The sequence below is a fragment of the Pseudomonas sp. BF-R-19 genome, from assembly GCF_019956445.1.
GTDB classification, from domain to species: Bacteria; Pseudomonadota; Gammaproteobacteria; order Pseudomonadales; family Pseudomonadaceae; genus Aquipseudomonas; species Aquipseudomonas fluorescens_BH.
This window is the reverse complement of sequence record NZ_JAHBDN010000051.1, coordinates 1-20,057: the sequence shown is the minus strand read 5'-3', so window position 1 is coordinate 20,057 and position 20,057 is coordinate 1. Positions and strand designations below refer to the sequence as shown.

Genomic DNA, 20,057 nt, shown 5'->3' with positions numbered 1-20,057 from the left:
CCGTCTCGTTGGCGTTTAGTGGAAAAAGCCAAGACGCCAGATAAATCGATTAAATTTCGCAATTAAATCCTGCTACTGATCGATTAATTGGATGTTAAGGCCGTCAGGCTTTTTCGCTTTCAAGGACTGAGTGAGCACATCGCAATGAATCGATCAGGCCGTTAAAGGTTGGGCGGCGAGCATTAACGCGTGATTAATCGGCTCTTTTACCTGGGTGACAGATTTTTTATGAAGCCCTTGTCCATTTTTCACTGCCGCAACGCCAATCCGGGCACCGGTCGAACCTGGATTTGGCTGTCATGACTATGCTGACCTGGTACCGAGTCGGCTCCATTCGCGAGCAAGCCCGCTCCCACATTTAACCGGGTTGTTCCAGAAGGAACGCGGTCGAATGTGGGAGCGGGCTTGCTCGCGAAGAGGCCAGTACAGCCAGCCTCGATTTGTCAGTCAGTCAGTGACGATCCGCGAATGCTTGCGGGTGTCTTTCATGGTGACGTACACCAGCAACGACACGGCAATGCACGCGGTAACGTACCAGTAGTAACCCGTCTCCATGCCGATGCTCTTGAACCACAGCGCGATGTATTCAGCGGTGCCGCCGAAGATCGATACGGTCAGTGCGTACGGCAGGCCCACGCCCAGGGCGCGGATTTCAGTCGGGAACAGTTCGGCTTTCACCACGGCGTTGATCGAGGTGTAGCCGCTGACGATGATCAGCGCCGCCATGATCAGGAAGAACGCGCCCCACCAGGTCGTAATGGTGTGCAGGGTGGTCAGGATCGGTACGGTGAACAGCGTGCCCAGAATGCCGAAGGCAATCAGGATCGGCCGACGACCGATTTTATCCGACAGCCCGCCGATGATCGGTTGCAGGCACATGAACAGGAACAACGTGGCAGCGGAAATGGTGGTGGAGTCGGAAATGCTCATGCCGACGGTATTCACCAGGTATTTCTGCATGTACGTGGTGTAGGTGTAGAACGCCAGCGTACCGCCCATGGTCAGGCCGACCACGGTCATCAGTTCCTTCGGGTGGCGCATCAAAGTGCGCATCGCGCTTTCCTTGGCTTTTTCCTTCTTGGTGAAGGACTCGGTCTCTTCCATGCCGCGACGCAGGTACAACGCAACCACGGCACACAGCGCGCCAATGGCGAACGGGATGCGCCAGCCCCAGGCGTACAGCTCTTCGGTGGTCAGGAAGTTCTGCAGGACAATCAGCACCGCCAAAGCGATGAGTTGGCCGGAGATCAGGGTCACGTACTGGAAGCTGGAGTAGAAGCCGCGACGCTCCTTGGTTGCCATCTCGCTGAGGTAAGTGGCCGAGGTGCCGTATTCGCCACCCACCGACAGGCCTTGCAGCAAGCGCGCGAACACCAGCAGGATCGGCGCGCCGATGCCGATGACTTCATAACTCGGGCTCAGGGCGATCAGCAGCGAGCCGAAGCACATCAGGTACACCGAGGCCATCAGGGCCTTTTTGCGCCCGACCTTGTCGGCATACAGCCCCATCAGCCAGCCGCCGATCGGGCGCATCAGGAAGCCCACGGCGAAGATCGCGGCGGTGTTGAGCAGCTGTGCGGTGGTGTCGCCTTTGGGGAAAAAGGTCTTGGCGAAGTACAGGGAGAAGGCGGCGTAGACGTACCAGTCATACCACTCGACCATGTTGCCGACAGAACCGCTGAAAATCGATTTGATGCGACTGGCGGTGGTTCTTTCTTTAGCCGGCGTGGCAGCCGACCCAAGGGGCAGGGCGTTGGAGTTATCCATTGAAGGATCCTTCATTTAATTGTTTTTGTGGAGCGCGATTAAACGCAGCCTGCAGGGGCTATAGCAGGAGCTGTGCCAAGGGAGAGAGGGCCGGTTTAGAGGGGTGAGGGTGTTTTGATGAGCGGAAATCCGCTTATAAAAGTTTGGTGGTGAGCGGAAAGTTGCTTGTCGGGAGGTGTATTTGTATTGCCTTTGCCGGCCCCATCGCGAGCAAGCTCGCTCCCACAATGTTCGGCGTACACAGATCCACTGTGGGAGCGAGCTTGCTCGCGATGAGGCCAGGACAGGCACTGCAAAAACTCAGCTGTCCTGCAAAAACATCTCCCGACTCAACCCATGTCGCTGCATCTTTTCATTGAAGGTCCGGCGCGGCAGTTGCAGTTCTTCGAGCACCGCTTTCACATCGCCCTTGTGCCGGGTCAATGCCGCACGCAGGCATTGCGCCTCGAACGCTTCCTGCTGCGCCGCCAGTGACTGGCCGGGCTCGATGCCCAAGGGCTCCGGCTCACCGAGCCCCAATACCTGACGCTCGGCGACGTTCGCCAGTTCGCGTACGTTGCCCGGCCAGTCGTGGCTCAGCAGGTGACTCAACTGTGCGCCGCTCAACGGTGGAAATTTGCGTCCCAGGCGTTCGGCGGCGTTTTGGGCAAACGATTCGAACAGCAGAGGGATGTCTTCACGGCGTTCGCGCAAGGGCGGCAGGCGTAGTTCAGCGACGTTCAAACGATAGGCCAGGTCTTCGCGAAAACGTCCGGCCCGCGCTTCGTCGAGCAGGTCCGGTTTGGTCGCGGCGATGATTCGCAAATCCACGCGGATGCTCTGGTTCGAACCCAGTCGCTCAAGCTTTTGTTCCTGCAACACCCGCAGCAATTTCACCTGCTGGGCCAGCGGCATGCTTTCGATTTCATCGAGAAACAGCGTGCCGCCGTCGGCGTACTCCAGCTTGCCAATGCGCTTGCCGGACGCCCCGGTGAACGCGCCGCTCTCGTGACCGAACAGCTCGGCCTCGAACAATTGCTCGGGGATGGCCGCGCAGTTGAGTGCGACAAAGGGCTTATCGGCCCGCGGCCCGAAGTCGTGTAGGCAACGCGCGACCAGCTCCTTGCCGCTACCGGTTTCGCCGCGAATCAGTACGTTGACCGGCAGTGCTGCCAGGTCCAGCACCTGCCGGCGCAAGGTCTGCAAGCCCCGGGACACGCCGAGCAGCGTGGCATCCAGCTTGGCGCGGTTGTCCGCCTGCTCGTGCAGCGCGCGGTTCTCCAGCACCAGCCGGCGCTTGTCGAGGGCGCGGCGCAGGCTGCCGAGCAGGGTTTCCGGGCTGAAGGGTTTTTCGAGGAAATCGTAGGCACCGTCGCGCATGGCCTCGACGGCCATCGGCACATCGCCGTGGCCGGTCAGCAGGATCACCGGCAAATCGGCATCCCGGCGTTGCACCTCGGCCAGCAGTTCCAGGCCGGTCATGCCGGGCATGCGCACATCGCTGAGAATCACCCCGGCAAAATGCCTGGGCAATTGCGCCAGGCATTCATCGGCGCGGCTGAACAGCTGCACCTCGAAACCCGACAGGCTCAACCATTGCTCGACGGCACTGCGGATGCTGCTTTCGTCGTCGACCACGATCACTGAGTTCAGCATGGTTCATGCACCTCCAGGTCGATGGGCAAGGTCACGGTAAACACGGCCCCTTTGTCATGATTTTCGGCACTCAGGCGCCCGCCGGATTCGTGAACGATGGCAAAGGACACGGCCAGCCCGATACCCAGGCCTTCGCCCACCGGCTTGGTGGTGAAGAACGGATCGAAGACTTTGGACAGGTTCTCTTCGGCGATACCGCCACCGTTGTCGATCACGCTCAGGCGCCACAATTGTTCGTCGGCTTCGAGGCGGATTTCCAGGCGTTTGCAGGGTTTATCCTGCATCGCATCGAGGGCATTGCGCAGCAGATTGATCAGTACCTGTTCCAGGCGAATCGCATCACCACGCACCCAGGCCGGGCGGGTCAGGTGCAGCACGGTGCTGACCTGTTCGTCGCGCAACCGGGTGTCGAGCAATTGCAGCGACTGGTCCACCACCGCCGCCAGGTCCAGGCGTTCGCGCAAACCGCTGGGGCTTTTGCGGGCGAAGGTTTTCAGATGGCCGGTGAGGGCGGCCATGCGGGTGAGCATTTCATCCACCGGTTTGAGCGCCTTGTAGGCGTCGTCGATGCGACCGTGGTCGAGCAGCAGTCTCAGAGTAGCAAGCTGCATGCGCTGGGCGGTGAGCGGCTGGTTGATCTCATGGGCCAGGGCGGCGGACATCTGCCCCAGCGCCGCGAGTTTGGCCGACTGCACCAGGCCCTCCTGGGCGGTGCGCAAGTCGCGGGTGCGTTCTTCTACCAGTCGTTCGAGTTCTTCGCGACTGCGCTGACGCAGTTTGGCCAGGCGCCAGCGCTGGTTGAGGAACAGCAGCAGGAACACCAGGGTCAGCCATAGCCCGGCCGCGGCAAGCGCGGCGTTGCGGCTGTCTTCGAAGGCGACCTGCGGGCGCCGCAGCAGGTGCAGGGTCCAGCCTTCAGTAGTCAGCGGCAGGGATTCCCACAGGTAATCCGCCTTGCCGTCGGGGCCATCGACCCGAGCCAGGTCGCTGTTGTCGTCGAAGCGCCGCAACGATTGAAACTCAAGCGGCGTCAGCGGCTGCTTGTCGTACTGGCGAGTGGTCTTGAGTTCGGCATGATCGCTGTCACTCAGCGGCTTGAGCAGGCGATAGCGCCAACCCGGCTGGTTGGCGATGAAGATGATCCCGCGCGCATCGCTGACCAGCAGCGTGTCGCTGCCCTGACGCCACTCGCGTTCCAGTTCGGGGAATTCCAGTTTCACCACCATGGCACCGAGAAACTGGCCGTCGTCATCGCTGACCGCGCTGGAGAGGAAGTAGCCGGGAATCCCGCTGGTCACCCCCACGGCATAAAAGCGCCCGGTGCCCTGGGTGCGGGTCTGGTTGAAATAGGGACGGAAACCGTAGTTGTGACCGACATAACTGCTGGGCAAACGCCAATTGCTCGCCGCTACGGCCAGACCGGTGCGATCGAGCAGTTCCAGGGTCGAGGATTGAGCGGCGCCGTTGATCTTTTCCAGTTTGCGGTTCAGCGCATCCTGTTGCTCGGGACTCACCGCCCCCTTGAGCGCTGAGCGCAGCTCCGGGTCCAGCGCCAGCACCGCGGGCAGGGCGCGGTAACGTTCGATCAGGGTATGCAGGGACGTGGCATACAGCGCCAGTTGCTGATTGGCGCGGCCAGCGTCTTCGACCATTGACTGGCGCACGGTGTGGCGCATGGCCAGAGTGGCGGCGAGGGCGGCGCCGGCGATGATCAATAGGGTGTAGAGCGCCAGGCGCAGGGATCTGGAAGTCGGGAGCATCGAACGAAAATCGGACAAAAGATAGGAGGCGCAAGATAGCATGCGGACTCTCTTGCGCCAGATCTCATCTCACTGCGCCCGAGTGGATACCTTGAGCTTTCAACGATTCATGTTTCGTCTCATCTGCTCCAGTTCATCTGTCAGTTTCCCCAACGAAACTACCGAGTTCCCGGAGTTACTCAGATCATCATTGTTCAAGTGTGCTTCATGCATTCTGTTGGTTAGCCCGGTCTATTCAGACGGGCTGTCACCAGGATCCTGATTGGCTCCACGGGTTTGGTAAAGGGCGAGCCGGTGAAAACGCATGAGTGTTTCACGGAAAAACGTTTCCCATGCTCAGGGGGAAACTCGACGGGTAGATGGCCGCTGATGAGTCGCCTTGTGCGGCGTTACCCCGAGAACATTCCCAAGCGTTTCACTGTGAAACGCTTCGAATGACCAGCACCTCACGCACGGCACCGCCCTCGAGCATGGCGCGCATCAAAACAACCCCGCTTGGATTTTCTGCTGCAGCAGCGCAGCCAATTCCCGACTGGGGTATTGGGCTTGCAGTCTCCAGGCTTTACAGCCGAGAGCATGCCGAAAAGCGCCGGCGTCCGCGAGGTCCTGAACGCTCCCACACAGCCGACAGCGCACCAGCGGGCCGTCGAGTGTCCAATGTTTATTCCAGGCTTCCAGCGGCAGGTAGGTCACGGACATTCAAAACTAGGCCTTTGGCGAGGTACGACAGGGACTGCGTGCGCGTAAAACTACTCACTGCAAGTGATGGTAGGCCAGTCCCCGGGGGGTGGTGACCAGAAGGTAAAAAAAAGCCGCGCTGTCGTACAGACAGCGCGGCTCTTTTTTAATCAGCGGTTAAGTGCTTACTGCACTTCCACCGCCAGGCTTTCACTGATCTTTTTCTGCCAGATCGCAGGACCGGTGATGTGTACCGACTCGCCCTTGCTGTCGACCGCAACGGTCACTGGCATGTCTTTTACGTCGAACTCGTAGATCGCTTCCATGCCCAGTTCGGCGAAAGCTACTACGCGGGATTTCTTGATCGCTTGCGCCACCAGGTAAGCCGCGCCGCCGACTGCCATCAGGTAAACGGCTTTGTGGTCTTTGATCGCTTCGATTGCGGTAGGGCCGCGCTCGGATTTGCCGATCATGCCCAGCAGGCCAGTCTGCTCGAGGATCTGACGGGTGAACTTGTCCATCCGCGTCGCGGTGGTAGGACCTGCCGGGCCAACCACTTCTTCGCGCACCGGATCAACCGGGCCGACGTAGTAGATGAAGCGACCCTTGAGGTCCACCGGCAGGGTTTCGCCCTTGTTCAGCATCTCGACCATGCGCTTGTGCGCAGCATCACGACCGGTGAGCATTTTGCCGTTGAGCAGGACGGTCTCGCCCGGCTTCCAGCTCTGCACTTCTTCCGGGGTCAGGGTGTCGAGGTTGACGCGGCGGGCCGACGGGCCGGCTTCCCAGACGATTTCCGGGTAGGCGTCCAAAGGTGGCGCTTCCTGGGCAACCGGGCCGGAACCGTCGAGCACAAAGTGCGTGTGACGGGTGGCGGCGCAGTTTGGGATCATGCACACCGGCAGCGAAGCGGCGTGGGTCGGGTAGTCCATGATCTTCACGTCGAGCACGGTGGTCAGGCCACCGAGGCCCTGGGCACCGATGCCCAGCTGGTTGACCTTCTCGAACAGCTCCAGGCGCATTTCTTCGATGCGGTTCTGCGGGCCACGGGCTTTGAGCTCGTGAATGTCGATGGATTCCATCAACACTTCCTTGGCCATGACCGCGGCTTTCTCGGCGGTGCCGCCGATGCCGATGCCGAGCATGCCTGGTGGGCACCAGCCGGCGCCCATTTCCGGGACGGTTTTCAGCACCCAGTCGACGATCGAGTCGGACGGGTTGAGCATGGCCATCTTCGACTTGTTCTCGGAACCGCCGCCCTTGGCCGCCACGTCCACTTCCACGGTGTTACCCGGAACGATGGAGTAGTGGATGACTGCCGGGGTGTTGTCCTTGGTGTTCTTGCGAGCGCCCGCCGGGTCGGCGAGGATCGAAGCGCGCAGGACGTTTTCCGGCAGGTTGTAGGCGCGACGTACGCCCTCGTTGATCATGTCGTCCAGGCTCATGGTGGCGCCATCCCAACGCACGTCCATGCCCACGCGGACAAACACGGTCACGATGCCGGTGTCCTGGCAGATCGGACGGTGGCCGGTGGCGCACATGCGCGAGTTGATCAGGATTTGTGCCATCGAGTCGCGGGCCGCTGGCGATTCTTCGCGCAGGTAGGCTTCGTGCATCGCCTGGATGAAATCCACGGGGTGGTAATAGGAAATGAACTGCAGGGCGTCGGCAACGCTCTGAATCAGGTCGTCTTGCTTGATCACGGTCATGAGTCGCGCTCCTCTAAAAGACGGGAACATTCAATAAGGTGCTTGCAGCTTGGGTGCATCGGTCGGTTGCAAGCACCTTTCAAGGCACGCCGGGCAAGCTGGCGCGACGCTAAAAAGGCGCGGCAGTATAACGCGCCTCGCGAACAGGCACACCCGCCGGCAGTCAATCGTTGGTCGCATGGAAGCAGCTGCATGCGGCAAGTTTGAAGCTGCAAGTCAAAGCGCATGATATTTGTGGCGAGGGAGCTTGCTCCCGCTCGGCTGCGAAGCAGTCGTAAATCTGCCGGCACATTACTCCTGAAAGAATGCGGGGGGCCGCTTCGCAGCCCGGCGGGAGCAAGCTCCCTCGCCACAGAGTCTTCCGATGCTCGGAAAGTCGATCCCGAAAATTGAATGGTCATTTATCGGTCTCGCCACTAAAGTGACATACGGTCTGTAGAGTAGGACGCTCTGTCAGTCTCCTTTCATTTGGTGAGTCAACGATTGACCCATAACGCCATCCAGCGCCTGTTGCTCAAACGTTTCGCCCTCGCGGCCGGCACCTATGCCCTGGCATTGCTGTTGCTGTGGCTGGCGTTTTTTACCGGTCACTATGATGCACCGCTTTCCAATATCGCCATCGGCAGCGCACTGGTAGTGATCAGCCAGGCCACCCTGTTCGCGGTGTTCTACAGAGGCTACAACCTGCGCTTCGCCGACCCCAGCCTGACCGAGGCGCAAGTGTTGCTGGGGCTGGGCTGGCAAACCTGGCTGATCGCCCATCTGGACGAAGCCCGGGGCGCGTTTCTGGTGTTTTACGTGCTGATCCTGCTGTTCGGCCTGTTCCATCTGTCACGCCGGTCTTTAGTACGATGCGCGCTGCTGGTGTTTTTCAGTTTCAGTGCGATCACGCTGTGGGAGGGCTACCACTTCCAGCTGCCTGACCCGGCAATGGCGGTGTTGCAGGTCTGTGTGCTGTTCATCGTGCTGGTGTGGCTGGTGCTGTATGCCCGCTATGTCCAGGCTTCGCGACAGCGTATGCGCCAGCGGCGTTTTGCCTTGCAGGCGCACCAGGACACGTTGCGCGGGATGATGCGCCAGCTCGAAGACCTGGTGGCCACCGACGAGCTCACGGGCCTGTTCAATCGCCGGCATTTCCTGCGCCTGGCGTCCCGTGAGCTGAACGCCATGGACGCGGGTGTCGTGCATGGCCTGGCGCTGATCGACCTTGACCATTTCAAGTGCATCAACGACCTGCACGGTCATGCCGCCGGCGATCAGGTGCTGCAAGCCTTTGCCGGCGTTGCCAGCGCGTGCCTGCGCGACGGTGATGTTCTGGCCCGCTACGGCGGCGAAGAGTTCGTGGTGCTGCTGCCCGATTGCGATGCCGACAGCCTGACTTCGTGCTGCGAACGGCTGCGCATCGCGTTCACCGATGTCGAGCTGATTGGTCTGAATGTGCGCAACCTTAGCCTGTCCGCCGGCATGACCCTGCTGGAACGGGGCGACGACCTCGATGACGCCCTGCAACAGGCCGATCAGGCGCTTTATCGCGCCAAACGTGACGGCCGTAACCGGTGCGCGGCAGCGTGGGAGAACGTCGATGCCTGAGCTGCGGGTCGGCGAGCGCCATTGGTCGGTGGCGGCGGGCAGCAATTTGCTCGACGCGCTGAACCAGAACGGCGTGCCGGTGCCTTACAGTTGCCGCGCCGGCAGTTGTCATGCGTGCCTGGTGCAGTGTGTACGGGGCCTGCCGAGCGACAGCCGCCCCGATGCCCTGAGTGTGCTGCAGCGTGAACAAGGCTGGCGCCTGGCGTGCCAGTGCCAGGTGGTCGAGGACTTGCAGGTGCACGCCTTCGACCCGCAAACCGATGGCCGACCGGCCGAAGTGGCTGCCGTCGATTGGTTGAGCGCCACGGTCCTGCGTCTACGCGTAACCCCCCAGCGACCGTTGCGCTATGGCGCCGGCCAGCACCTGGTGTTGTGGGCGGGCAGCGTGGCACGGCCGTACTCTCTCGCCAGCCTGCCGCAAGAAGACCGTTTTCTGGAGTTTCATCTCGATTGCCGCAAGCCCGGGGAATTCAGCGATGCAGCCAGGCAATTGCGCATCGGCGATCCGATCCGTCTCGGTGAACTGCGCGGCGGTGCCTTGCATTACGACCCTGACTGGCACGCCCGGCCGTTGTGGTTGATGGCGGCCGGCACCGGGTTGGGGCCCTTGTTTGGTGTATTGCGCGAAGCGCTGCGACAGGATCACCAGGGCGCCATCCGCGTCATTCACCTGGCCCATGACGCCGATGAGCACTATCTGGCCAAACCTTTGCAAGCCATGGCCACCAGCCGTCCGAACCTGAGTGTCGAACTGTGGACCCCGGCCGAGTTGCCAGCGGCTTTGGCGCAACTGCGGCTTGTTTCCCGGCAAACCCTGGCCTTACTCTGCGGAGCCCCCGACAGCGTCGACGCCTTTGCCCGGCGCCTGTACCTGGCGGGATTGCCGCGCAATCAACTGCTGGCCGATGTGTTCCTGCCCCGTGGTTGAGCGCTGACCTTTCAGACGCGAGACCTGCCATGACCGATGCCATCCAAGTTGAACGCGAACGCGGCCTGTTGACCCTGCGCCTGAATCGCCCGGACAAGAAAAACGCCCTGACCCGCGCCATGTACAGCGACCTGGCCGAGGCGTTGAAACAGGCCGACAGCGACCCCGGGATCAACGCCGTGCTGATCACCGGCTCTGCCGAATGCTTCACCGCCGGCAACGACATCGCCGATTTCATCCAGCAACCGCCGAGCGGCCTCGACAGCCCGGTATTCCAGTTCATGCTCAACCTGCTCGAATGCCGCAAACCGGTGATCGCCGCCGTGGCCGGAGCGGCGGTGGGCATTGGCACGACGATGTTGCTGCATTGTGATCTGGTCTACGTCAGTCGCGACGCACGCCTGCGCATGCCGTTCGTCAACCTTGGTCTATGCCCGGAGTTCGGCTCCAGTCTGATCCTGCCGCGCTTGCTTGGGCAGGCCAAAGCGGCGGAGTTGTTGCTGCTCGGTGAAGGCTTCAGTGGTGAACAGGCTGCGGCGTGGGGCATTGCGTCCGAGGCGCTGGGCAGTGGCGAAGAGACCTTGGCCAAGGCGCGGGAGATGGCGCTGCGCTTCGAGTCGTTGCCGCCGGAAGCGGTGCGCATCAGCAAGCAATTGATGAAGACGCCGGACCGGGAGTTGTTGCGTAAGGTGATTGAGGAGGAGGGGGCGTTGTTTACCCAGCGGGTGCGTTCGCCGGAGGCGCTGGCGGCGTTGACCGGATTCATCAAACGGCATTGAATTTTTCGCTGACTGTACCGACCTCTTCGCGGGCAAGCCCGCTCCCACATTGACCGGGGTTGTTCACAAATCATGTGACCAACACAATACCCTGTGGGAGCGGGCTTGCTCGCGAAGGGGCCGGATCAGGCAATACAAAAAAAGGATCAGAAAGCAAAAAGCCCCGCCATTCACATGGCAGGGCTTTTGTTTTTCAGCAACTGGTCACTCAGACCATCGGGTCGCCAACGTGCAGGATTTTCATGCCATTGGTGCCGCCAGTGGTGTGGTAGCTGTCGCCCTTGGTCAGGATGACCCAGTCGCCTTTCTGTACTACGCCGCGCTTGACCAGCTCGTCGATAGCCTTCTGGCTGACTTCGTTCGGCGCCAGCGAAGCCGGGTCGAACGGGATGGTGTACACGCCACGGAACATTGCCGCGCGAGCCTGGGCTTCGCGGTGTGGAGTGAATGCGTAGATCGGCACCGAGGAGCGGATGCGCGACATGATCAGCGGGGTGTAGCCACTTTCGGTCAGGGCGATGATCGCCTTCACGCCCGGGAAGTGGTTGGCGGTGTACATGGTCGCCAGTGCGATGCTTTCGTCGCAGCGCTCGAACTCTTTGCCGATGCGGTGGCTGGAGGTCTTGCTGGTCGGGTGCTTTTCGGCACCGATGCAGATGCGCGCCATGGCCTGAACGGCTTCCAGCGGGTACAGGCCAGCGGCGCTTTCGGCCGAGAGCATCACGGCATCGGTGTAGTCGAGCACGGCGTTGGCTACGTCGGACACTTCGGCGCGGGTCGGCATCGGGTTCTGGATCATCGACTCCATCATCTGGGTCGCGACGATTACCGCCTTGTTGTGACGGCGTGCGTGCAGAATGATTTTCTTCTGGATGCCCACCAGCTCGGCGTCGCCGATTTCCACGCCCAGGTCACCACGGGCAACCATCACCGCGTCGGACGCCTTGATCAGGCCGTCGAGGGTTTCGTCGTCGGCCACGGCTTCGGCGCGTTCGATCTTCGCCACCAGCCAGGCAGTGCCGCCGGCTTCGTCGCGCAGTTGACGGGCGTATTCCATGTCGGCGGCGTCACGCGGGAAGGAGACTGCGAGGTAGTCGACTTCCATTTCCGCGGCGAGCTTGATGTCGGCCTTGTCTTTTTCAGTCAGGGCTGGAGCGGTCAGGCCACCACCGCGACGGTTGATGCCTTTATGGTCGGACAGCGGGCCGCCGATGGTCACGGTGCAATTCAGTTCGGTAGCCGTGGCGGTATCGACGCGCATCACCACGCGACCGTCGTCGAGCAGCAGCTCGTCGCCCACGCCGCAGTCCTTGACCAGGTCCGGGTAGTCGATGCCGACCACTTGCTGGTTGCCTTCGGTCAGAGGATGGCTGGTGGAGAAGGTGAATTGATCACCGATCTTCAGCTCGATCTTCTTGTTGGCGAATTTGGCGATACGGATTTTCGGGCCTTGCAGGTCACCCAGCAGGGCGACGAAGCGACCGTGCTTGGCCGCGAGGTCACGCACCAGCTTCGCGCGAGCCTTGTGCTCGTCGGGGGTGCCGTGGGAGAAGTTCAGGCGGGCGACGTCCAGGCCAGCCAGAATCAGCTGTTCGAGAACTTCCGGCGAGTTACTGGCCGGGCCAAGGGTGGCGACGATTTTGGTACGACGGACGGACATGCAAAGACTCCTGAGTTCAAGCGCTGAGTGAGGCTACTATGCTCCGAAGGTGTAGTCATTGTTCGTGTGCACTACTTTTTTTGAAGATATTAGTTTTAAGGAAGAACCAGATGTTGCCCCGGCCTCTGTAGGAGCGAGCGTGCTCGCGATGAACTCAAGTACGACGCGGTTACTCAGAAAGTACGCATAATCGTTGACGTCCATCGCGAGCAGGCTCGCTCCTACAACAACGGTCCACAGTGCCTTGATTGAACCCGACAACTTTGCATCTCGCAGCCTGAAGATTTCCGACTACGGGTCGATACAGGGTTCAAGACAGGAGATCCCCCATGCGATTCGTGCTCATTGCCGCCCTTGCCATCAGCGCTCTCAGCGTCACGGGCTGCACCCGTTGGTCGATGAACCATCATTTGAACAATGCCTACAGCGCCTATGACCGGGGCAATTGCGAGCAGGTGATGCTCGAACTGTCCAAGGTCGAACGCGACAGCCGCGCGCGGCCTTACGTGTGGCCGGAAGTGTCGATGATGCGCGGCTTGTGCCTGGAGCGACAGAAGATGTTTATCGACGCGGCCCAGACCTATCAGTTCATCATGGCGTCCTATCCACTGAGCGAATATGCCTACCGCGCCCGTGCCCGCATTGAAACCCTGCAGAGCCTGGGCCACTACCCGACGCGCAGTACGGCGGCCGCAAAACCGACGCAGTTCTGATGTCGGTAACCCTCTGATTGCTGGCTCACCGGCGGTGCTGAGCTATAGTCCAATGAACCGGTTTTAGAGCCTTGTCTCTGGACCGGGGCAACACCTGTGACCGGCACAAGCAAGACTCTGCGCTACAAGGACTGGTGCACCGGGAGCGGGGAGAGCGGGCAACGACAAAATGCATACCCGTTCCGAAGCAGTAGTGCGGCTCTGCTTAAGAGCCTTGCATAGCGAAATTGCACATGTTCACCGACCGCCGAATCGAGCGGCATCAACTGCCGTACTTCCTGAAAGTGTTCAACGGCATCACCGGCAAACCCATCGGCTACCTGGGCAATGTCTCCGAAGACGGGCTGATGCTGATCAGCCAGTTGCCGATGATGATCGGCGCGGACTTCAACCTGCGCCTGAAAATTCCAGCCAGCGAAGGTGGCCAGCGGATCATCGACCTGCAGGCCTGTTGCCTGTGGTGCCACGAAGATGCGACCCCCCAACATTACGACACCGGGTTCAGCCTGCAACGGGCGCCACCGGAGTATGGGCAACTGGTGGAGGCGCTGAGGCGGTATTTCAGTTTTCAGCCGATGCCGGCTTCGGCTTGAGATCACTGGAAAACCGGCTGTGAGTGATTGCTCAGGCTCAGGCTCAGAGTCCAGTTCTTTTCCAGCCCAGGTACCGAGTCACCAACTCTGCCCCCAACTCACCGGGCCGCGCATCCATCACCAACACTCCATGAGCGTTCAAGCGCTCATGGAGTTCGGCGCGTGTATTGAGGTAGTCCACGGTCCCGCAATAGGCCAGCGCCTCGGGCAAGGTCTGCACCGGTGACTGACGCAGGGTGTCGAGCACGTCTTCGCGCAGGCTCGCGACCAGCACCTGATGCTGCTGGCTCAGGCGGTTGACCGCCGAGAGCAACTCATCGTCGTCCTCTTCGCGCAGATTGGTTACCAGCACCACCAGTGCCCGGCGTTTTTGCCGTGCCAGCAGTTGCGTTGCCGCGGCTTGATAGTCGGCGCTGCGTTGGCTGCTGTTCAAGTCATAAACGCTGTTGAGCAGTGTGTTGAGATGGCTGATGCCTTTTACCGGCGCAAGGTAGCGCGGTTGTTCACTGGCAAAGGTACTCAGGCCCACCGCGTCGCCCTGGCGTAGCGCGACGTAGCTGAGCAACAGACAGGCGTTGAGGGCGTGATCGAAGTGCGACAGTTCATCATCCTGGCTGCGCATGTGCCGGCCGCAGTCGAGCATGAAAATGATCTGTTGATCGCGTTCGTCCTGATACTCCCGGGCAATCGGCGTGCGCTGGCGGGCGGTGGCTTTCCAGTCGATCTGGCGCAGGCTGTCGCCCTCACGAAATTCGCGCAACTGATGGAATTCCAGGCCCAGGCCCCGTCGTTGTTTCTGGCGGACGCCAAGCTGGCTGAGCCAGTTGTCCACCGCCAGCAACTGCCCACCATACAAGCGGGCGAAATCCGGGTAGACACGGGTGGCAGCGGGCAGGTCGAGCAAACGTCTGTCCGACCAGAGCCCCAAGGGGCTTGGCAGGTCGATTTCGCAGCGTTTGAAGCTGAAGTGGCCGCGCTTGAGCGGGCGCAGGCGATAACCGGCCAGGCTGTGCTGGCCGGGTTGCAGTTCGACCGTCAGTGGCAGGTTTTCGAAGCTCAGGCCCGACGGTACGTGGTCGAAGACTTGTACGTTCAGCGGTTGTGCGAAGTCGTGTTCGACTGTCAGTTGCACCTCGCTCCATCGACCCAGCGCCAGGCTGCCGGGCAACTGGCGTTTCAGCCGGGGCGAAGGCCGGCGCTTCACGCGCACCGCATCCAGCAGGGCCAGAACCAGCAGCGCCAGGAGCAACCCCCAGTTGATCGCCATGAGATTCGCCGGAACCGCGAATTCCAATACCCGCAGAGTGCCCGACACGATGCCGATGGACAGCAAGATCAGCAGCCAGGCGAGCATCAGGCGCGAGGGTTTCACAGGCGTGGCGCCGGCACTTGGTCAAGCATCTGCTGGAGCACCTGATCGACATCCAGGCCCTCGATGTCCAGCTCCGGCGCGATGCGCACACGATGGCGCAGCACGGCCAGGGCGCAACCCTTGATGTCATCCGGAATCACGAACTCACCACCACGCAGCAGCGCACGGGCCCGGGCACATCGCACCAGCGCGATGGACGCGCGTGGGCCGGCGCCGAGGATCAAGCCGGGCCAGCTGCGGGTAGACCGGGCCAGGCGCACGGCGTAATCGAGCACCTGTTCGTCCAGCGCCAGGTCGCTGGCAATGCGTTGCAGGGCCAGTACATCCTTGGCCTGCAACAACGTACGCATCGGTTGAACGTCGAGCATGTCGGCCCGGGTCGAGCGGCTGACCTGACGCACCATGTTCAGCTCTTGCTCGGCGTCGGGGTAATCCATGCGCACTTTGAGCATGAAACGGTCCAGTTCGGCCTCGGGCAATGGATAGGTGCCTTCCTGTTCGATCGGGTTCTGTGTGGCGAGCACCATGAACGGTTGCGCAATCGGCAATGGCTGGCCTTCGAGGGTGACTTGCCGTTCCTGCATGGCTTCGAGCAGCGCGGCCTGGGTTTTCGCCGGGGCACGGTTGATCTCGTCGGCCAGTAGCAGGTTGGTGAACAACGGCCCCTTGCGCAGCTTGAACTGCTCGGTCTGCAAGTCATACACCGCATGCCCGGTGACGTCGCTGGGCATCAGGTCCGGGGTGAACTGGATGCGCGCGAACTCACCGCCGAAACAGCGGGCGAGGGCACGCACCAACAGGGTTTTTCCCAAACCCGGCACACCTTCGAGCAACACGTGGCCGCCGGCGATCAGCGCGGTCAGGACGTCGTCGATCACGCGGTCCTGGCCAATCACTGCTTTTTGCAGTTCTTTGCGTATGGCCTGGGCCAGATGGCCGGCACGCTGACGTTGTTGAGCGGCGTGGCTCGGTACGTCGGGCTCGATCGGTTGACTCATAAGGCGTTCCTCAAGGATTGCAGGTGGGCGACCTGACGGCTGAATTCAACGCTGGAAAGCCGTTGCTTCGGTCGCGGGCTCATGGCCTGGCTGATAGCGCGTGTGGGTTGGCCGGTCAGGCGCGCGAGCACCAGCCATTGTTCGGCAACGCCGAGTTGTTCAAAGCCGGGGTGACGACGCCGCACGCGCCGCAGGATGTCTTGCTGCAAGGCTTGCAACAGGCCGGCCTGACCGTTACGGCGCAACAGGAAGTCGGCACTGGCGCGCAGGTGCTCCTGCAATTGCCGGCGCGCTTTCGGCGCCGGTTCCAGCAGCGGACCCTGACGCACGCCAAAGTGCCAGAAACCCAGGCCGATCAAGGCGAACAACGCGACCAGCGCCTGGGGGAAATAACGCAGCAGCAAAGTCGGCAGGCTGTCGTGATCGGTGTTGAAGATCAGCGTCACGCGGGTGTCGGCGGTCAGGTACCAGAGCAACCAGGCGTTGTCGTACCGGTCGATGGCCGGGGTTTTCCACAGGTCGGCATCGGTGACCACGATGATCGAACCCTGCCCGTGCTTGAGCTGCATCATGTGCGTGGCCCTGGCCCTGGCGCTGTTGGCCCAGGCCAGTGCGAGGTTTTTCGGGTCCTCGAGATGGAACGCGGTATCGAAACCGGCGTAGGCCGGGGCGTCTTCGTTTTCCAGATAGAGCTTGGTCAGTTGCGGGTACGGATCTTCGCCGACATTCGGCGGCGGGTCCTTTAGGTCTTTGCTCAGGGATTGGTGCAGTTGCACCCGATCGAGCAGCAGGTCATTGCTTTGGCCGAGCTTTTCATCCCACAGCGACTCGGCGACAAACAGAAGCCGCCCGCCGGCCCGGGTCCAGTTCATCAGCTGGTCGATCTGCCGTGGGGCCATGTTGTAGCGGTCCCCGAGCAACAGCAGGCTGCGTTGACGCGGGTCGAGACTGGGCAGGATGTCGAGGCCATTGGCATGGTCGACGCTCAGGCCTTGTTTGCGTAGAAAGAGTTCCGCTGCCAGATAAGGGTTGGCATTGGCTTCGGGGGAGGGGCCGTGGTCGATTTCGGTCTGGTAGGGGGTAGCCTTGAGGTACAGATAAACGCTCAGCGCAGCCAGCAATACGGCAATCAATGCACCGGCTATCAAGCCCCAGCGCCGACTCAACGGACAGCCTCCGGGCCGAACAGAACGCGCCAGCCGTTACACAGTTCCTGCTGCACCTGAGCGGGCGGCAGGCGATGCCCGTAGGCCATGTTTTGCCAGTGCCCGGTCAGGTTTTTACTGTAGGCCAGCAAGGCCGGTTGCTGTAATAGCTCGACACGCCGAAGCACCTGGCCTTCGGTGTCGGCGGCTTTGAGCGCGATGTTGAAGTCGTGCAGCAGGCGGCTGAGCAGGGCGCGATAGAGCAAGCCCAGCGCTTCGCGCGGATGGGTCTGCCAGAGGCTTTCAGCGCGGGTGGCGATGTCGGCGGGCAGGGACTCGGGCTTGAGGTCCAGGCCGAATGCCTGCTGCGGTAACGGTCGCGTGGCTTTGATGTCGGGGATCGGTCGTCGGCTGACGAACGCCTGCAACCAGTCGCGATAGCGCCAGATCAACAGGCCGATGGCGCCAATGACGATGCCCCACAGCACGATTTCAATCAGGGTCGCCAATGCCCCGAAGCGTTGCCCCTCAAACAGCTTCAACAGCGCCTTCAACCATTGCGGTGTCTTGCTATCGTCCGAAGCTTCAGCACTCGGTTGCTCTTCGCCAAAGCGGTAGCGCGTGACCGATTCCCGGTTCTTGAAGGGCGGCTGTTCGAGGATCGTCTTGATGCTGTCCCTGGAGGCCTGGCTGCTCAGGGGCTGGTCCAGGAGGCGTGGGCTGTCGGGTGAGAGGGCCGGTTCGGTGGCCCATGCGCTGTGGGTGGGCGGCATCAGCACAATCACGGCGATCAACAGGACAGCGCTTGCACTGACCAGACGCTGGCGCATTCGGCGGAACACCAGTTCGATATCCCAGGCCTCCAGCACGGTGCGCCGGTTCAGGTACAGACTGAAACCGCAGGCGACATAGATCGGTTCCCAGACCACCAGTACCAGTGCATAAAAGGCATTGGTCAGGTGTTCCAGCCAGCGCCAGTCCTGGTTGACCGCCGAGATCAGCGACTGCCAGCTCCAATCGAGCGCGACCTGTTGAGGCAGCAATAGATAGAACAACACCATCAAGCCGATCCACAACGCGCCTTCCAGGTGCGCGCCGATGATCGTCAGCCAGCGTGCGGCGCCAGCGTTTCGCTGCAACAGGACCTGTAGGCGTTGTTGCCGTTGCTGTCCGTTGAGCCCTTCGAGTTGCACCACCGGCATCACGAAACTGCGGGGCAAACTCAGGCGTCGCCAGGTCAGGCTGGCCAGCAATTGCGGTTTGAGCAGGCGTGGCCATTGGCGCAGGGCCTGTTTGAGCGTGGGCGTTTCACCGAACATGGCCTGGGACAGGATGTATAAGGGCAGGCGTTCGAACGCCGGCTTCAGCCACCAGAAAATGAACACGGCGAGAGACGGCGAATCCCAGAATCCCCAGCTGAGCAGCGCGAAAACCGGCAAGGTGACCAAGGCCCAACTGGTCACCAACAGGCGTCGGTGGCGTTGGCTCAGGAGCACCCCGAGGTCCATGGCTTCCCAGGTCGAGCGCGGGCGAATCACCACCGTGGCGTCACTCAGGCGCATGGCGGCGACGTCCGGCAAACACGAGATAAACCACCACCAGCAACCAGAGCGCCGCGCCAACCAGGTACTTGGTCTGGTGCGACGGGCCGGTCATTGACGACCAATAGGCTTCGATAAACGCCGCGATCAACAGAAACAGCATGACCCCGCAGATCAGCAGCACGCTCTTGCGCGCCGCCAATCGCAAGGCCTCGGCGCGTGGCAGGCGCCCCGGGGCGACCAACGCCCATCCCAGCTTCAAGCCTGCGGCACCGGCCAGGGCGATGGCGCTGAGTTCGAAAGCACCATGGCCTATCACGAATGACCAGAAGGTTTGCCCGTAGCCGACGTAGGTCAGGTGCCCGGCCACTGCACCGATCATCAGGCCGTTGAAGATCAGGAAAAACACGCTGCCCAGGCCGAACAGAAAACCGCTGGCAAAGGTCTGAAAGGCAATGCCGATGTTGTGCATGATGTAGTAGCCGAACATCGCCCAGTCCTCACTGGCGGCCCGTTCCACCGTGCGCCCGAGGTGGCCGGCAACGGGGTCGTACATGCTTTGCATTTCACTGACCTGCTCGGCGGGGATCAGGTTGTAGACCAGGTCCGGGTACAGGTACACCAGCAGTGCGAAACCGGCCAGGCTGCCAAAGAACATCAGGCTGGCGGCGAGGACGAAACGCCACTGTTCGCGCACCAGTCGCGGAAAGTCGGCCAGGATGAATGCCAACACGTTGGCGCCCAAATGGCTGCGATGACGGTAAAGCTGTTGGTGTCCGCGCAGCACTTGTTGCTGCAGGGAGTCGATCAGGAAACTGCTGTAGCCACGCTCCCGGGCCAGTGCCAGGTGTTGGCAGAGGCGCCGGTAGTCCTTCGGGAAACTGCCGGCGTCGGTGGCCTTACCGCCCCGTTCCAACTGCTCGAGCAGGTGGGAGAAATGGTCCCATTCGGCCTTGTGCCGGCTTTCAAAAAGGCTTTGCTTCATGCCGGCCCCAACAAGCCGCGGGCGATGCCGTTGAGCTCGGTCACCGCCTGCGGGGGCTGGACTTGCAAGGGTTGGGCAAGAATCGAAGCCAGTTCATTGACCCGCGCTTCGGAGAGTTCACCCTGGCGCTCGGCAAACCCGAGGATGGCCCGTTGCTCGGTGAGTGTCAGGACAAAGGCCGGGCGGCGGGGCTGGGCTTCGGGG

General features: G+C 61.5%; 16 protein-coding genes and 1 pseudogene. 5 read left to right on the top strand and 12 right to left on the bottom strand.

All coding sequences use genetic code 11. The annotated features are described in order from the left end of the window. Window positions 1–447: 447 nt before the first annotated feature. The 5 genes from KGB28_RS14035 to KGB28_RS14015 all read right to left on the bottom strand — a co-directional run bounded on the left by KGB28_RS14035 (window position 448) and on the right by KGB28_RS14015 (window position 7,549). On the bottom strand, window positions 448–1,767 hold the full coding sequence (locus KGB28_RS14035) for an MFS transporter (protein ID WP_056726093.1): 1,320 nt from the start codon (window positions 1,765–1,767) through the stop codon (window positions 448–450). A gap of 300 nt (window positions 1,768–2,067) precedes the next feature. Next, window positions 2,068–3,402, bottom strand: a complete 1,335-nt coding sequence (locus KGB28_RS14030) for a sigma-54-dependent transcriptional regulator (protein ID WP_150754475.1) — start codon at window positions 3,400–3,402, stop codon at window positions 2,068–2,070. Next, window positions 3,396–5,162, bottom strand: a complete 1,767-nt coding sequence (locus KGB28_RS14025) for an ATP-binding protein (RefSeq protein ID WP_223445932.1) — start codon at window positions 5,160–5,162, stop codon at window positions 3,396–3,398. The genes KGB28_RS14030 and KGB28_RS14025 overlap by 7 nt, the downstream gene beginning before the upstream one ends. Before the next feature lie 480 nt (window positions 5,163–5,642). Continuing rightward, window positions 5,643–5,861, bottom strand: a complete 219-nt coding sequence (locus KGB28_RS14020) for a hypothetical protein (protein WP_223445930.1) — start codon at window positions 5,859–5,861, stop codon at window positions 5,643–5,645. Window positions 5,862–6,025: 164 nt separating this feature from the next. Beyond that, on the bottom strand, window positions 6,026–7,549 hold the full coding sequence (locus KGB28_RS14015; protein ID WP_150754473.1) for a fumarate hydratase: 1,524 nt from the start codon (window positions 7,547–7,549) through the stop codon (window positions 6,026–6,028). Between the two features lie 483 nt (window positions 7,550–8,032). On the opposite strand from KGB28_RS14015, the gene KGB28_RS14010 reads away from it, so the two are divergent. From KGB28_RS14010 to KGB28_RS14000, 3 genes are read left to right on the top strand one after another with little or no spacing between them, the layout of a single operon-like run. Next, window positions 8,033–9,139, top strand: a complete 1,107-nt coding sequence (locus tag KGB28_RS14010; RefSeq protein ID WP_223445928.1) for a sensor domain-containing diguanylate cyclase — start codon at window positions 8,033–8,035, stop codon at window positions 9,137–9,139. Next, window positions 9,132–10,067 (top strand): iron-sulfur-binding ferredoxin reductase, encoded by a 936-nt coding sequence (locus KGB28_RS14005; protein ID WP_223445927.1) that lies wholly within the window; start codon window positions 9,132–9,134, stop codon window positions 10,065–10,067. Before KGB28_RS14010 ends, KGB28_RS14005 begins: the two co-directional genes overlap by 8 nt. 29 nt (window positions 10,068–10,096) lie before the next feature. Further along, on the top strand, window positions 10,097–10,846 hold the full coding sequence (locus tag KGB28_RS14000) for an enoyl-CoA hydratase-related protein (protein WP_223445925.1): 750 nt from the start codon (window positions 10,097–10,099) through the stop codon (window positions 10,844–10,846). 208 nt (window positions 10,847–11,054) lie between these two features. On the opposite strand, the gene pyk is transcribed toward KGB28_RS14000, so the two are convergent. Further along, window positions 11,055–12,506 carry a pyruvate kinase gene (gene pyk / locus KGB28_RS13995; protein ID WP_150726740.1) on the bottom strand — a complete coding sequence of 484 codons (1,452 nt, stop codon included), beginning with the start codon at window positions 12,504–12,506 and terminating at the stop codon, window positions 11,055–11,057. Between the two features lie 329 nt (window positions 12,507–12,835). Between pyk and KGB28_RS13990 the strand changes: the two genes are divergently transcribed. Both KGB28_RS13990 and KGB28_RS13985 read left to right on the top strand, forming a co-directional pair. Continuing rightward, window positions 12,836–13,219 carry a tetratricopeptide repeat protein gene (locus tag KGB28_RS13990; RefSeq protein ID WP_223445924.1) on the top strand — a complete coding sequence of 128 codons (384 nt, stop codon included), beginning with the start codon at window positions 12,836–12,838 and terminating at the stop codon, window positions 13,217–13,219. 233 nt (window positions 13,220–13,452) lie between these two features. After that, the gene (locus KGB28_RS13985; RefSeq protein WP_223445922.1) at window positions 13,453–13,812 is read left to right on the top strand and encodes a PilZ domain-containing protein; all 360 of its coding nucleotides are present in this window, start codon (window positions 13,453–13,455) and stop codon (window positions 13,810–13,812) included. 43 nt (window positions 13,813–13,855) lie between these two features. Here KGB28_RS13985 and KGB28_RS13980 read toward each other — a convergent pair whose 3' ends face one another. The 6 genes and pseudogenes from KGB28_RS13980 to KGB28_RS13955 all read right to left on the bottom strand — a co-directional run. After that, window positions 13,856–15,184 carry a DUF58 domain-containing protein gene (locus KGB28_RS13980; RefSeq protein WP_223445920.1) on the bottom strand — a complete coding sequence of 443 codons (1,329 nt, stop codon included), beginning with the start codon at window positions 15,182–15,184 and terminating at the stop codon, window positions 13,856–13,858. After that, on the bottom strand, window positions 15,181–16,182 hold the full coding sequence (locus tag KGB28_RS13975; RefSeq protein ID WP_223445918.1) for an AAA family ATPase: 1,002 nt from the start codon (window positions 16,180–16,182) through the stop codon (window positions 15,181–15,183). The genes KGB28_RS13980 and KGB28_RS13975 overlap by 4 nt, the downstream gene beginning before the upstream one ends. Beyond that, window positions 16,179–17,348 carry a DUF4350 domain-containing protein gene (locus KGB28_RS13970; RefSeq protein ID WP_223445916.1) on the bottom strand — a complete coding sequence of 390 codons (1,170 nt, stop codon included), beginning with the start codon at window positions 17,346–17,348 and terminating at the stop codon, window positions 16,179–16,181. Before KGB28_RS13970 ends, KGB28_RS13975 begins: the two co-directional genes overlap by 4 nt. Beyond that, window positions 17,345–18,889, bottom strand: a complete 1,545-nt coding sequence (locus KGB28_RS13965; protein ID WP_223445914.1) for a DUF4129 domain-containing protein — start codon at window positions 18,887–18,889, stop codon at window positions 17,345–17,347. The genes KGB28_RS13970 and KGB28_RS13965 overlap by 4 nt, the downstream gene beginning before the upstream one ends. Further along, complete coding sequence (locus KGB28_RS13960; RefSeq protein WP_223445912.1) at window positions 18,876–19,853, bottom strand: stage II sporulation protein M; 978 nt, start codon at window positions 19,851–19,853, stop codon at window positions 18,876–18,878. The genes KGB28_RS13965 and KGB28_RS13960 overlap by 14 nt, the downstream gene beginning before the upstream one ends. Next, window positions 19,850–20,057, bottom strand: a pseudogene (locus tag KGB28_RS13955) (RDD family protein); the annotation flags it as partial. The pseudogene KGB28_RS13955 and the gene KGB28_RS13960, both read right to left, overlap by 4 nt.

Excerpts from the sequence above, each read along its gene's own strand:
- KGB28_RS14035 (WP_056726093.1), bottom strand. The coding sequence starts at position 1,767 with ATGGATAACTCCAACGCCCTGCCCCTTGGGTCGGCTGCCACGCCGGCT.
- KGB28_RS13990 (WP_223445924.1), top strand. The coding sequence starts at position 12,836 with ATGCGATTCGTGCTCATTGCCGCCCTTGCCATCAGCGCTCTCAGCGTC.
- KGB28_RS13960 (WP_223445912.1), bottom strand. The coding sequence starts at position 19,853 with ATGAAGCAAAGCCTTTTTGAAAGCCGGCACAAGGCCGAATGGGACCAT.
- KGB28_RS14000 (WP_223445925.1), top strand. The coding sequence starts at position 10,097 with ATGACCGATGCCATCCAAGTTGAACGCGAACGCGGCCTGTTGACCCTG.
- pyk (WP_150726740.1), bottom strand. The coding sequence starts at position 12,506 with ATGTCCGTCCGTCGTACCAAAATCGTCGCCACCCTTGGCCCGGCCAGT.
- KGB28_RS13965 (WP_223445914.1), bottom strand. The coding sequence starts at position 18,889 with ATGCGCCTGAGTGACGCCACGGTGGTGATTCGCCCGCGCTCGACCTGG.
- KGB28_RS13985 (WP_223445922.1), top strand. The coding sequence starts at position 13,453 with ATGTTCACCGACCGCCGAATCGAGCGGCATCAACTGCCGTACTTCCTG.
- KGB28_RS13975 (WP_223445918.1), bottom strand. The coding sequence starts at position 16,182 with ATGAGTCAACCGATCGAGCCCGACGTACCGAGCCACGCCGCTCAACAA.
- KGB28_RS14005 (WP_223445927.1), top strand. The coding sequence starts at position 9,132 with ATGCCTGAGCTGCGGGTCGGCGAGCGCCATTGGTCGGTGGCGGCGGGC.
- KGB28_RS14030 (WP_150754475.1), bottom strand. The coding sequence starts at position 3,402 with ATGCTGAACTCAGTGATCGTGGTCGACGACGAAAGCAGCATCCGCAGT.
- KGB28_RS14020 (WP_223445930.1), bottom strand. The coding sequence starts at position 5,861 with ATGTCCGTGACCTACCTGCCGCTGGAAGCCTGGAATAAACATTGGACA.
- KGB28_RS14025 (WP_223445932.1), bottom strand. The coding sequence starts at position 5,162 with ATGCTCCCGACTTCCAGATCCCTGCGCCTGGCGCTCTACACCCTATTG.
- KGB28_RS14015 (WP_150754473.1), bottom strand. The coding sequence starts at position 7,549 with ATGACCGTGATCAAGCAAGACGACCTGATTCAGAGCGTTGCCGACGCC.